The organism is Idiomarina piscisalsi (assembly GCF_002211765.1).
Classification (GTDB): Bacteria; Pseudomonadota; Gammaproteobacteria; order Enterobacterales; family Alteromonadaceae; genus Idiomarina; species Idiomarina piscisalsi_A.
In genome coordinates this window covers 1,042,632-1,056,071 of record NZ_CP022133.1, presented here as the reverse complement: position 1 = coordinate 1,056,071, position 13,440 = coordinate 1,042,632, and the positions used below count along the sequence as shown (strand labels likewise).

Below are 13,440 nucleotides of genomic sequence, written 5' to 3'. Positions count from 1 at the left end.
ACCTTGGCGTTTGGAGTTTGTCATGAAAAAGCTCATTACGATTGTTAGTGCTACACTGTTATTTTCTTGTTTCAGCATGGCACAAAATAACGAGCCAACAAAGCAAAATAATGAAAAAGTGGCCACTCTTGCCGGTGGCTGTTTCTGGTGTGTCGAAGAAGCTTTTGAACAGCTTAGTGGGGTACGAGAAGTCGTCTCGGGTTACGCTGGCGGTACCGAAAAGAACCCAACCTATAAGCAAGTTTCTTCCGGTCGAACCGGCCACACGGAAGCTGCGCAAATTTACTATAACCCTGACATTATCAGCTATGCAGGTCTATTGCAGAAGTTTTGGCGCATTATGGACCCTACGGACGCGGATGGTCAGTTTGTTGATCGTGGAAAACAATACCGCCCCGAAATATTCGTTCACAACGAAGAGCAGCGCCGTATTGCACAAGCATCCAAGCAGTGGCTGGCCGAAAATGGCCCGTTTAACGAGCCAATTATTGTTCCCATAACTGACTTTACCTCTTTCTACAAAGCCGAAGAGTACCATCAGGACTATTACGATAAGAACCCTATTCGCTACAAAGTCTATACCTACAACTCAGGACGCTATGACTTTGTCGAAAAACATTGGGGTGAAACCTCAGACGTTGACTACCAACGCTTCACTAATGATACCCCCGGTGGCGAGCTTCAATCCGTCAAATCCAACAATAAGCCATGGGTGAATTTTAAAAAACCTTCTAAGCAACAGCTGCGTGAACAGTTAACCCCTATTCAATACGCCGTCACACAGGAGGATGAAACAGAGGAAGCTTTCAACAACCCCTATTGGGATAATAAACAGCCCGGTATTTATGTCGATGTGGTTAGCGGTGAGCCGTTATTTTCTTCTGCGCATAAGTATAAGTCCGGCACTGGTTGGCCAAGCTTTACGCAACCCATAACCTCCAATGCCGTGGTTGAGAAAGAGGACAATAGCTGGTTTTATACCCGCACTGAAATACGCAGTCGATACGCTGACTCTCATGTTGGGCACGTGTTTGAAGACGGTCCGGCACCAACTGGCCTGCGTTACTGCATGAATTCAGCCGCCTTAAAGTTCATTCCACTGGAAGACATGAAAGAGAGAGGATACGGTGACTACATCTCTGCAGTCACCGGTGAGTAAGGGATTAGAAAGCTAAGCAGTCCAGCCGAGTTCTTTTGCTCGCTGTTCTGCTTGCTGAGGGACGTCGGTTGCGACAAAGTGGTGGTGTAACACCTGAACACCCAGCATGTGGTTAATCACAGCGTCCAGCTGTACACGTTCTTCGTTAGGCACACTTTCGTCCTGATGACGTTCAAAGGTTCTAACCACTTCGTCATAGTCGAGTAACCCTGCTGACTCTACTGCGTCTTTACTTAAAAACTGTTCAGCCAGCTTCTCTACGGCTTTCCACTTCTCGGGGTCGGTATGCGCCGGTGGTGCCATAAAGGCAAATTTTTCGCGTTTATACAGGGTTTCCGGTAATAAACCTTTCATCGCTTCGCGCAGTACGTACTTTTCTTTGTTGCCTTTAATGCGTAAATGCGGCGGCACCGTAAACGCATACTCCGCTAAATGGTGATCAAGAAACGCAGGACGCGCTTCCATCGAGTTTGCCATATCGACGCGGTCACCACCCCAGGTGAGTATCTGCCCTTCCAGCATAGTTTTAATCCAAACATACTGGGCTCTGTCGAGCGGATGACGCCCTTCCAGCATGCTCTCGTCCAAAGTATCCGCAATTGCTTCGCTCGGATCATAACTCTCGACTTCTTGTCGCTTCTTCGCCGACATCAAGGGTAAGGCTACGGAAGAGCAGGACAACCAAGGCTGCACACAGCTTGGCGTAAAGCCCATTTTCTTATTAAACGCCTCACTGACAAACTCTTCACGAGCCAGCATTGCTCCTTTAAATAAAGCGTTGTTCTTCTCCAACAACTCCTGCCATTCAACTCGCTCAACTTCCGGCAAGTGATCCAGTCCATGCAAAAACATGTCTTTGCGGAACGCCGGGTAGCCAGCAAATAATTCGTCAGAGCCCTCACCCGTCATCACCACTTTGTAGCCTGCTTCGTGCACTTGTTGACTCATCAGGTATTTAGCAACACCCAGAGTGTTATAGATGGTTCGCTCGGTATGCCACAGCGTTTTCACAAAGTGATCGTAAAGGTCGTTGGCATTCAGGCTCATAATGTGGTGGTCAGCATTGGTTGCTTCGGCCATTTCTTTCGCTATTGGCGTTTCGTCATAGTCGTCGGAATCGAAACCGATGGTAAACGCTTTTACGGAAGTTTGCGTTGACGCTGAAGCCAGACCCAATATCGAGCATGAGTCGATGCCACCTGACAAATAACAGCCTACCGGCACATCGGCGGTCATTCGATGTTGCACCGCTTCGAGTAACTTGGCACGGACGCCTTCAATGTATTCGTCTTCATCAACATCAGCGCCCGGATAACTGTGCTCAGGCGGGAAATCGACGTCCCAGTATTTGTGTTCTGACGCAACCACTTTGCCGTTTTTACGCTGCAATTTAACAACATAGCCCGGTTGCACCTGATTAATGCCCTCAAACGCTGTCGAGCCGGGCACCATGACCTGGATTAATTGGTGGTACAAGCCCTCAGCTGAGAATTCGCGCTTAACGTCCGGGTGCGCAAACAGCACCTTCAATTCCGAGCCAAACACTACTCCGTGCTCGGTTTCCGTCCAGTACAATGGTTTGATGCCGAAACGGTCGCGCACTAAATACAGACTGTCGTCTTTGGCATCAAACAAACCGAATGCAAACTCGCCACGCAGCTCTTTTAGCGTTTCTTCCAGTCCATAACGCTCGAACAAGTGCAGAACAATTTCTGAGTCGCTTTTACTGTTAAAGCGTGCACCGCGTGCCGTTAAATCAGCCCGAATACGTTTAAAATCATAGAATTCGCCATTATGTGTCAGCATTAAGCGTTTATCTGCCGACATAAAAGGTTGCCGTCCCCGGTTTTCATCGAGGTCAATAATAGATAAGCGAGCGTGACTAAAGCCTACGCCACGCTCTGGTTGAATCTTGTAGCCAAACCCATCAGGCCCGCGATGATGCATAATCGCCGCCATGTTAACCAGGGTTTGAGGGTTAATGTCTCTTTCCGTTTGGTGATGAAAAACGCCAGCAATTCCGCACATTCTTTGCTTTTCCTCGTATTAAACGACATCAATGACGCGCTCAGCTCGCTGAACCATGCAGGTCAGTAGCGCCATACGTAAAAACACTGCCCCTCTGGCCTGACTGAAATACCAGTTATGAGGCGTATGATCTAAGTCCGTTGAAAGTTCTTCACCACGCGCCAGTGGATGCAAAATAATGGCGCTTTCTTTCAGTGGCGACTTTGCCGACAAATGAAATTCACTGCCGTACGTATTCACTGAGTTACCTTCCCATGAAATGGCATTGATATAAACCACATCAAGCTCTGGTAATACCTCATCGAGATCTCTGGTGCTGCGAATCTTAATACCCGCCTGCTCTACCTGTTCTTTTTGTTCGCTACCAAATAGCTGCTCTGTTGACGCTTCATCGTGGATGATGACCACTTCATCGATAGCTTTCGGAAACTTGGTTAAACACTTTATAAAGCTTCGCACCGTACGCATTTTATTGGGCACACCGATAATACCGACTTTTATAGGCGCTTTTTCCGCTTCTTCAGTGACTAAATCAGGGCGCCATTTAAATATCGCGTACATATCTGACAGTGCTTGCGTCGGGTGCTCGTCGGCACCATTGCCAGCATTGATAATTGGAATACGCAGTGAATCGATCATTTCCTCTAACGAGGTCTCGTTGTTGTCCCTCAGCACCACGCAATCGCCGTAGTTATTGAACATTTCAGCGATGTCCGACAAACACTCGCCTTTTGCGATACCAGTAGTTGAGCGGTCGGTTATTGACATAATATCGCCGCCTAGCCGATGCCATGCACTTTCAAAAGAGAGCCGCGTACGAGTGCTGGGCTCGTAGAAAGCACTGATTAGAATCTTGCCCTGTAACGACGTACTAAAACGACGCGGGTTAGCTTCATACTTTGCCGCCAAGCGAAACAACTGCAACATGCCTTGCTGAGAAAACTGATCAGCCGACACGATGTGTTGATTCGCCAATTTCAGTAGGTAATCGCCGTCCTCCTGAATAGCTTTTAACAACGCCTTCGGGTGGGCATCACCACAGACATCTGGGCGCTCACGTTCGAAGGATACATCCTTTATATTCATAGAATTACCATATTGTTTTTGAAATTAAATCTTTTACCCAGAGCACCAGAAGTATTACAGGCGCTAAGCAGCTGAGGATCAATGCGATGATGATCATCCACTCGAATACCAACTCACTCATTATCATGTGCGTCTTCCTCCCGCAGTTGGTTCCAGTCAAAGCTGTCTTGGCTGGTCATAATACCCACAGCACATATCACGCCCGATACGGCACACGACACCAGCGCAGCCACATAAAACCCGATGATGAAATACCCTATCATGCCGCATGCGGTGCCAATAGCCATTGCTATGGCCGCATAGGTGCCTGTCAGCTTTTTGTGATAGAGCCCTAACAGTATGGGCCAGATAGTGCTCGCCACAAATGCTCCAGCAAAATTCAGTAATGCCCCCAGAGTGGCAATTTTTGGCAGGCAGAAAAGCCAGGTCACAATACCAAGCCCTAAAATACAGCTTCTGTTAAACCGCATCAGGTTTCTATCTGACGCACCTGGTTTTAGCTTTTTATGATAAATATCCTGTGTAACCAGGTCTGAGGTCGCTGCCAGTAAAGAGTCAAGACTGGACGCTAAGGCTGAAAATATCACGATGAAAACGATAACCGCGCCAGCTTTCCCTAAAACGGCAGCTGCAACCGTGGGGCCTATCATGTCCATGCTCGGCGGAAATATACCCAGCTGCGGTGCCGCCAAAGCAATAAAACCAGTAACAATAGGTATAGGAAGCCACATTAATCCGCCCGTCAAATAGGCTTTATAAGCGACACCTTTTTTAAACGACAATGCCCGTGACCACCATACGTTGGAGTGAAATATCTCACCCAGACCAAAGAAAATATTATTAAATAAGAACATAACGGCGGCAGGAAATAAGACATCCAGCAGTTTTGGGTGCTCCGCTGTCAAATTATCATGAATGCTGCCAAGACCGATATTGTCGATAAGCCAATAGGCAATAAAGCTGACCCCAGCGATAATAATGAGAGCCTGGATAAAGTCGGTTGCGATAACCGCGCGCATGCCGCCAAACAAGGTATATCCCACACAAATGACCAAAATGGTCGTCATACCAATGTGGTACTCAAGACCGGTCAAAGACTCCAAAAGAATACCGCCCGCCATGCCCAGACTGATTAACCAGCCGAATGCATAGACCACAGAAATAATCATGAACACGACCCAGGCAAACTGACCATAGCGCAGTCGGATAAAGTCACCTGAGGTATAACCGTTGGGCAACAACTCTTTAATGCGTTTTGCCATAGGGGCAAACAGAATGAGGCCAAGCGCCGCGAATGAGTAGCCAATCATACCCCACACGCCAAACTGGAACGTCAGTTGCGGTGCAACCAGTGTGGTGTTGCTGGTCACCCAGGTTGCCATTGCTGTAGCAGCTGCAAACGCAAAGCCAACATTTCGACCGGCCAGCGCAAAATCTTCGTGGCTTTTATTTTTACGCCCGAGCCAATAACCGAAGCCTATCCAAAATAGGCCGAAAAGCACAATGATGAGAATGCCGGTACGAGTGTCCAGTGCAAATTCAGTCATGAGAATGGTGCCGTGAGTGTGTCCAGTTACGGTGAAATAGAAGCAACGTCGTTACGACGGCCACAAAAATAATTAAACCAATAAAAAATAGTGTCAGCGCCTGCCATAACGGGTAATGCTCAACTGTGACTTGAATGACATTACTGACCAGTACATCGCCGTCCGAGGTTTCGGCTCTGGCTCTTAAATGATAAAGACCATCTGAAAAACCAGTCAGTGAAATGGTGGAAAAATCCCCTAATGCAGGAAACTGTTTTTTATTCTGAGTGAAGTCGGTATCGGTCGCGACTTCAATCGTAAGCTTATTAAGCTTTTGCTTATCAGACTTTGCAGACACTGAGACATTAAAGTACCCTTCTTTAATAACCGAGCTTGGCCCTTCAATGGTAAGCTGAGAAGAGGATTCATCGGCAAGGGCTGTCGTTGGCAGAAAGCCAATAAAACAAAATAAAAACAAGATATAACAATAGTTAACGCTTTTTTTGTTTTTTGTCATTGAGACATCTGCTCGCCAACGCAAGTTGAAATTTCAGGCTATCAGCCAATTATAGCAATTTCAACTGTTTCAGGCGGCATCCGTTTTACGCTGTACACCGTATATGACACAACATATTTTTTACGTTTAGTGGCTTTTACTTATGAAATATTTATGCAGTCTGGGGTCGAACATCGATCCTGAAATGAATATCCACCACGCAAAACAACAGTTACAGGCGTTGAACAGTAACTGCTTATTCAGTCAAAACATAGCCACGAAGCCGGTTGATATTGATACACAAAACGGGTTTCTCAATGCCTTGTTTATTATCGATACATCACTTAGCTCACATGAGCTTAAACAACGGTTTAACCAAATAGAGGAAGCTCTGGGACGCGATCGCAGTGATCCAGAAAGAAGCATAAAAGACAGAACCATCGATATCGATATTTTAGGACCTCTTGATGAGGGGCCGGAAGTGCCAGATTACTTACAATCACTCACAACAGAATTGGGGCTTGCATCATGACAAAAACCGCACTAGTGACAGGTGCTGGACGCCGCTTCGGATTTGAAGTCGCCAAAGCACTGATAGAAGACGGCTACAAAGTTTTTGCGCATTACAACAGCTCAAAAGACGGTGTTGATGAACTGAGTCAATTAGGTGCAGAGCCCATTCAAGCGAACTTTGCCCGCCAGCACGACGTTAAAGAGATGGTTACTCAAATTAAGAAGCACAGTTCCAAACTGGATCTGTTGATTAATAATGCGTCCTGTTTTTTCGACAACGACACCGTAGACAACGATTCAGAAGCGCTTGAAGCCATCTTTCAGGTACACAATATTGCTCCCTATTTGCTCATAACGGGTTTGCAACAGCAACTGTCGAATTCCGACAATGGGCTTATAATCAACATTACGGATATCTACACTGACAAACCGTCCACTAATTACATTGCTTACTGCGCAGCGAAAGCCGGCTTAGCCAATATGACTCAGGCCTTTGCAAAAGCATTAGCGCCGGATGTACGTGTGAACGCCATTCAACCAGGACCGATTTTATTCCTGCCGGAACATGACAACGAACATAAAATGCAGGTGCTAGACGAAACACCTTTACGTGTAGAAGGTGGATTAGAGCCAATGATAGACACCGTCCGCTTTTTACGTGACAACCCATTTCTAACCGGCGAGTCGATAAAAGTTGATGGTGGCAGAGCGCTTAATTTGTAGTGCCGTTACCTGTTAACAGCCAATAAAAAAACCCCGGCTAAGACGCCGGGGTTTTGTCGTACTAGATAACGATTACTTAAGCATTTGGCGCAGTACGTAATGCAAAATACCGCCATTCTTGTAATAGTTCATTTCGTTACCAGTGTCGATACGACATTTCACCTTGAACTTAGCCTCTGAACCGTCTTTGCGTTTTGCAACAACGTCCAGCATTTGACCCGGTTTAAGGTCATCGCTCAGCCCCAATACCGAAATTTGCTCTTCACCAGTGAGTTTGTGATCCTCAACGCTCTCTCCGTCGGCAAATTGCAGCGGCAGAACGCCCATGCCAACCAGGTTAGAACGGTGAATACGCTCGTAACTTTCTGCGATAACAGCCTTAACGCCCAGTAACCGAGTACCTTTTGCTGCCCAGTCTCGGCTAGAGCCCGTACCGTATTCCTTACCAGCCAACACGACTAAAGGTGTGTCGTTTTCCATGTACTTCATGGCAGCGTCGTAAATTGGCATTTGCTCGCCGGTCGGAATGAACTTAGTAAAGCCACCCTCAACATTGTCGAGCATTTGGTTCTTGATACGAATATTGGCGAATGTGCCGCGCATCATGACTTCATGATTACCACGACGCGAACCATACGAGTTGAAGTCTTTCACTGCCACACCGTTTTCCTGCAAGTATTTGCCCGCAGGAGAATCCGGCTTAATAGAACCCGCTGGCGAAATATGGTCAGTGGTAATCGAGTCGGCAAACACCGCTAAGACATTTGCGTCTTTTATATCGCTTGGCCCTTCTAATGGCTTATCAATACCTTCGAAGAACGGTGGGTTCTTAACGTAGGTCGACTCATCCTGCCAATTATAGGTTTTACCCTCAGCGACACTAATGTTCTGCCACTCTTCGTCACCAGCAAAGACTTCAGCGTACTCTTTGCCGAACATTTGGTTATCAACCGTTTTCACCGCTTCCGAGATTTCGGCGCTGCTTGGCCAAATGTCTTTCAAGAATACGTCGTTTCCGTCTTTGTCTTTACCAATAGGGTCTTTAGTTAAGTCAGTACGAGTTGTCCCGGCTAACGCATAAGCAACGACTAGCGGTGGTGACGCCAACCAGTTTGCCTTAACTTCTGGGTGAACACGCCCTTCAAAGTTGCGGTTACCCGACAACACCGAAGATACGGTTAAATCACCCTCTTGAATCGCTTCGGTAATTTCATCGTCCAATGGACCCGAGTTACCAATACACGTCGTACAACCGTAACCCACTAGGTGAAACCCAAGTTTATCAAGGTAGTCATCTAAACCAGCTTTCGCCAGATAATCAGTCACGACTTTAGAGCCTGGCGCAAGCGATGACTTAACCCACGGCTTACGCATTAACCCTTTTTCTATCGCTTTTTGAGCTAATAGACCCGCTGCCATCATAACGCTTGGGTTTGAGGTGTTGGTACAAGAGGTAATAGCGGCGATAACAACGTCACCATGTGACAAGCTGTAATCCTTGCCTTTTACAGGTACTTCTTTATCTTTTTCAGCCGATTGACCATTTGTCTCAAGAATCAGGTCAAAGTTACTACCTAACTGCTCCATGTTGACGCGATCTTGTGGACGTTTAGGTCCAGCAAGCGATGCCGTCACATCACCTAAGTCTAACTCCAACGAGTCGGTATACTCAGGTTCGTTGTCGTTGTCACGCCATAAGCCCTGAGCTTTGCTGTACTTTTCAACCAGTTCAATGGTCTCTTCGTCACGACCTGACAGGCGGAAGTAACGCAATGTTTCATCATCCACCGGGAAGAAACCACAGGTTGCACCATACTCTGGTGCCATATTTGATATGGTCGCACGGTCTGCCAGCGGCAGGTTGTCTAAACCTGGACCGTAGAATTCAACAAACTTACCAACCACACCTTTTTCACGCAGCATTTGCGTAACGGTTAATACCAAGTCGGTTGCGGTAACGCCTTCGTTGAGTTTACCAGTTAAACGGAAACCAACCACTTCTGGAATCAGCATAGAAACCGGCTGGCCCAGCATTGCGGCTTCTGCTTCAATGCCGCCAACACCCCAACCTAATACACCAATACCGTTGATCATGGTGGTGTGTGAGTCAGTACCAACTAGAGTATCCGGGAATGCAAACGTTTTACCGTCTTCCTCTTTAGTCCAGACACTTTTACCTAAATATTCCAAGTTTACCTGGTGACAAATACCTGTGCCTGGCGGCACTACGCGGAAGTTTTCAAACGCGCCCTGCCCCCATTTCAGGAACTCGTAACGCTCTTTGTTGCGTTCCATTTCAATGCGAACGTTCTCTTTAAACGCTTCAGGACTTGCGTACTTATCAACCATTACCGAGTGGTCGATAACCAAGTCGACCGGTGACAACGGGTTAATGGTTTCCGGATCGTGCCCCGCTTTATCAACCGCGTCTCGCATGGCGGCTAAATCGACGATGCCAGGTACACCAGTAAAGTCTTGCATCAGTACGCGCGCCGGGCGGTACTGTATTTCACGGTCAATTTTCTTTTCTTTCTGCCAATCGACCATGGCTTTTAAATCGTCTTCATTCACTGTGCTGCCGTCTTCATTGCGCAGCAAGTTTTCTAACAACACTTTCATTGAAGCCGGAAGTTTTGAAATATCCCCTAGAGCTTCTGCCGCTTTGGGCAAACTGTAGTAATGAAAGGTTTTTCCGTTAACCTCTAATGTACTTAAGTTTTTCAGACTGTCGTTGCCTGACATAGATACTCTCCCTTTCGCTTCTTAAGCGTTTTGTTAAGCCAAACGATACTTCTAATATAGACAAACAGAATCGTTTGAGCCACATAAAGTGCTTTCTATGCAAACACAAATCTAAGACTTGTGCCAACACACCGCACGTAAAATGTTCACTTAATCTACTATAATCGTTATTTTCTTACTTTATATTACATAGTCCGAAAAAACCGTTTAAGATCAATAAGACTTAAGTTTAAATCAGCACTACAGGACGCAGGAAATGAGCAAGGTACTCGACGATTTATTGAACCTATTGACACTGGAAACCATTGAAGACGGGTTATACCGCGGTCAAAGTCAGGATTTAGGCTTTGGTGCTGTATTTGGCGGCCAGGTCATTGGTCAGGCGCTGTCTGCGGCAAAAGAAACATTACCGGCCGAACGTGTCTGCCACTCGTTTCACAGCTACTTTTTGCGTCCGGGCGATGCTAAAAAGCCCATTGTTTACGACGTAGAAAACATTCGCGACGGTAAAAGTTTTTCAGCGCGGCGGGTACAAGCCATTCAGTACGGCAAGCCTATTTTCTATATGACCGCATCGTTTCAACAGCAGGAAAGCGGTTTTGAACACCAGGACGTCATGCCGGAAGTTCCCGGACCAGAAGGCTTGATATCAGATCTGGATATTTACCGCGAACACGAAGAATTGATTCCGGCGCCACTTCGCAATAAATTTATTTGTGAAAAACCAATAGAAATGCGTTTTGTGACGCCCTATAACCCATTTAAACCGGAAAAGGACGAACCAAAGCGTTATGTTTGGTTAAAAGCCAACGGCAATATGCCCGCGGACACTCGCGTGCATAAATACCTACTGGCTTATGCGTCAGACTTTAACTTTCTTCCAACCGCGTTACAGCCTCATGGCGTTAGTTTTGCGCAACCCAATATGCAGGTTGCGACCATTGACCACGCCATGTGGTTCCATCGTGATTTCCGCATGGATGACTGGGTCTTGTACGCAATAGACAGCCCATCGGCCAGTGGGCAGCGTGGCCTGGTACGTGGTCAAATATATACCAGAGACGGTATGTTGGTCGCATCGACCATTCAGGAAGGTGTCATGAGAGACCGCAGTTAATTGCGGCCTCTCGTTTTTTATTAGGTTAGAGAAACAAAGAACCCAGCAATAGCGGCACTCATCATATTTGCAAGCGTCGCGGCTAAAAGCGCTCTCATACCCAGTCTGGCTATGTCATGACGGCGACTTGGCGCCATACCACCAAGACCACCAAGCAAAATAGCAATGGATGAAAAGTTCGCAAAGCCACATAGCACGAACGTCACAATCACCTGCGAGTGCTCGCTCATTTGCTCTTTGTAATTCACAAAATCGAGATAAGCAACAAACTCATTTATAACCAGCTTTTGGCCAATGAAACTACCGGCAAGGTTCGCTTCATCCCAGCTGACGCCTAACACATACGCGACCGGCTGAAAGACATAACCAAATACTTCCTGCAAGGTTAAATCAGCGTAACCAAACCAGCTACCAACCCATCCGAAAATCCCATTAATTAACGCAATAAGCGCCACAAACGCCAGCAACATTGCGCCCACATTCATCGCCAGTTGTAAGCCACTGGACGCACCTTGCGCTGCCGCATCAATAACGTTAGCTGAGTTATCATCCACTTCTATTTCTTCAAGATCGTTACGTGGCTTTTCACACTCCGGAATCATCATTTTGGCCATAAGGAAGCCAGCTGGAGCTGCCATGAAGCTTGCCGCAATTAGGTATTTTAGCTCCACGCCAACCCCTGCATAACCCGCTAAAACGGATCCGGAAACGGACGCCATGCCGCCGACCATTACGGCAAAAAGTTCAGAGCGTGTCATGGTGCCGATGAAAGGCCGCACCATCATGGGCGCTTCTGTCTGCCCCACGAAAATATTTGCCGCCGCTGACATTGATTCCGGACGACTGGTGCCCAGCAGTTTCTGCAGACCACCACCGAGTATGCGGATGACCCACTTCATAATGCCCAGATAGTAGAGCACGGAAATAAGTGAAGAGAAAAAGACAATCACGGACAGCACTTGAATGGCAAACACAAAACCAAAGTCTTCGGATGCTAAGTTGCCAAACAAAAAGTCGATACCCGCTTTGGTGTAGCCAATAACAGTCGATACGCCCTGTGCGAAACCAAACAGCATTTCACGACCAATAGGCACGTAAAGTACGAAGCCAGCAAGAACAACTTGAATAGCAAACGCACCGAGAACGGTTCGCCAGCGGATAGCTTTGCGGTTTGTCGAAACCAGATAAGCAACGAGAAAAATAATGGCAATGCCAAGAATACTATTCATAAGAAAACCAGTTTATTCCGCCAGCAACTGACGTATTTTTGTTTTTATAATGTCAATGGCTATTTCGTTCTGGCCACCACGAGTGACAACAAGATCAGCGTATTGCTTAGATGGGAAAATGAAGTCAAAAAACGCCGGGCGCACATACTGTTCGTATTGCTCTGTTACCGACTGTAAATTTCTGCCACGCTCTTCAATATCGCGTTTAATACGACGCAGCAAGCAAATATCAAGGGGGGTATCCATAAATACGGAAATATCGAACTGTTCCCTCAGCTTTTCGTCCGTCAGTAATAAAATACCTTCAACCATAACCACCCTTGCCGGGGCCACTTTAATGGTTTCGGGAAGGCGGGTGTGCGTTTTATGGCTGTACTGCGGCATTTCAACTGCTTCGCCAGCCTTCAACTGTTTTAAGTGCTTCATGAGCAAGTCATGCTCGAAGGCCGCCGGTTGGTCATAGTTGGTCAGAACTCGCTGTTCCATCGTCATATGACTCTGATCACGGTAGTAGGCATCCTCGGCGAGAATGGCGATACCGTCAGTGCCCAACTCCGCAACTAACTCCTGATAAACCGTCGAGGCAAACAAACTTTTGCCTGACGCTGAAGCCCCCGCTATTGCTATAACTGTCGTCTTATTCACCGTCTTATTCACAAGATACCGTATCTATTTTCTGCAAATCGCGCGCAATTATCCTTGATTGTCTGCGTAATTAAAAGACTTGACTGAAACCTTATTTATCACAAAAAACAGTGGGCGGTTTCAATATGTTTAATTTCGTTACAATTTAACAGGTCATTTATCGGGCACACCCCGTT

Annotated in this window: 11 protein-coding genes; 4 read left to right on the top strand and 7 right to left on the bottom strand. The window is 46.8% G+C overall.

The annotated features are described in order from the left end of the window. Positions 1 to 22 precede the first annotated feature (22 nt). On the top strand, positions 23 to 1,159 hold the full coding sequence (gene msrB, locus CEW91_RS05095; protein WP_088767953.1) for a peptide-methionine (R)-S-oxide reductase MsrB: 1,137 nt from the start codon (positions 23 to 25) through the stop codon (positions 1,157 to 1,159). Between the two features lie 12 nt (positions 1,160 to 1,171). On the opposite strand, the gene asnB is transcribed toward msrB, so the two are convergent. From asnB to CEW91_RS05075, 4 genes are all read right to left on the bottom strand, one after another. Beyond that, positions 1,172 to 3,187: an asparagine synthase (glutamine-hydrolyzing) gene (gene asnB / locus CEW91_RS05090; RefSeq protein ID WP_088767952.1), complete on the bottom strand. Its 2,016-nt coding sequence runs from the start codon at positions 3,185 to 3,187 to the stop codon at positions 1,172 to 1,174. A gap of 18 nt (positions 3,188 to 3,205) precedes the next feature. Further along, positions 3,206 to 4,273, bottom strand: a complete 1,068-nt coding sequence (locus tag CEW91_RS05085) for an aspartate/ornithine carbamoyltransferase family protein (protein ID WP_088767951.1) — start codon at positions 4,271 to 4,273, stop codon at positions 3,206 to 3,208. Between the two features lie 113 nt (positions 4,274 to 4,386). Then, positions 4,387 to 5,820 (bottom strand): sodium:solute symporter family protein, encoded by a 1,434-nt coding sequence (locus CEW91_RS05080; RefSeq protein WP_088767950.1) that lies wholly within the window; start codon positions 5,818 to 5,820, stop codon positions 4,387 to 4,389. Beyond that, positions 5,813 to 6,316 carry a hypothetical protein gene (locus CEW91_RS05075; RefSeq protein ID WP_088767949.1) on the bottom strand — a complete coding sequence of 168 codons (504 nt, stop codon included), beginning with the start codon at positions 6,314 to 6,316 and terminating at the stop codon, positions 5,813 to 5,815. The genes CEW91_RS05080 and CEW91_RS05075 overlap by 8 nt, the downstream gene beginning before the upstream one ends. A 142-nt stretch (positions 6,317 to 6,458) precedes the next feature. Between CEW91_RS05075 and folK the strand changes: the two genes are divergently transcribed. Then, positions 6,459 to 6,827, top strand: a complete 369-nt coding sequence (folK, locus tag CEW91_RS05070; protein WP_088767948.1) for a 2-amino-4-hydroxy-6-hydroxymethyldihydropteridine diphosphokinase — start codon at positions 6,459 to 6,461, stop codon at positions 6,825 to 6,827. Further along, positions 6,824 to 7,531: an SDR family NAD(P)-dependent oxidoreductase gene (locus CEW91_RS05065; RefSeq protein ID WP_088767947.1), complete on the top strand. Its 708-nt coding sequence runs from the start codon at positions 6,824 to 6,826 to the stop codon at positions 7,529 to 7,531. The genes folK and CEW91_RS05065 overlap by 4 nt, the downstream gene beginning before the upstream one ends. Positions 7,532 to 7,603: 72 nt before the next feature. Here the strand turns inward: CEW91_RS05065 and acnA are convergent, their stop codons facing one another. Next, positions 7,604 to 10,273, bottom strand: a complete 2,670-nt coding sequence (gene acnA / locus CEW91_RS05060; RefSeq protein WP_088767946.1) for an aconitate hydratase AcnA — start codon at positions 10,271 to 10,273, stop codon at positions 7,604 to 7,606. Positions 10,274 to 10,529: 256 nt separating this feature from the next. On the opposite strand from acnA, the gene tesB reads away from it, so the two are divergent. After that, positions 10,530 to 11,390, top strand: a complete 861-nt coding sequence (gene tesB, locus CEW91_RS05055) for an acyl-CoA thioesterase II (protein ID WP_088767945.1) — start codon at positions 10,530 to 10,532, stop codon at positions 11,388 to 11,390. 20 nt (positions 11,391 to 11,410) lie between these two features. Here tesB and CEW91_RS05050 read toward each other — a convergent pair whose 3' ends face one another. Next, positions 11,411 to 12,619, bottom strand: a complete 1,209-nt coding sequence (locus tag CEW91_RS05050) for a NupC/NupG family nucleoside CNT transporter (RefSeq protein ID WP_088767944.1) — start codon at positions 12,617 to 12,619, stop codon at positions 11,411 to 11,413. A gap of 12 nt (positions 12,620 to 12,631) precedes the next feature. Continuing rightward, positions 12,632 to 13,264 (bottom strand): uridine kinase, encoded by a 633-nt coding sequence (gene udk / locus CEW91_RS05045; RefSeq protein WP_088769362.1) that lies wholly within the window; start codon positions 13,262 to 13,264, stop codon positions 12,632 to 12,634. Between the last annotated feature and the right edge of the window lie 176 nt (positions 13,265 to 13,440).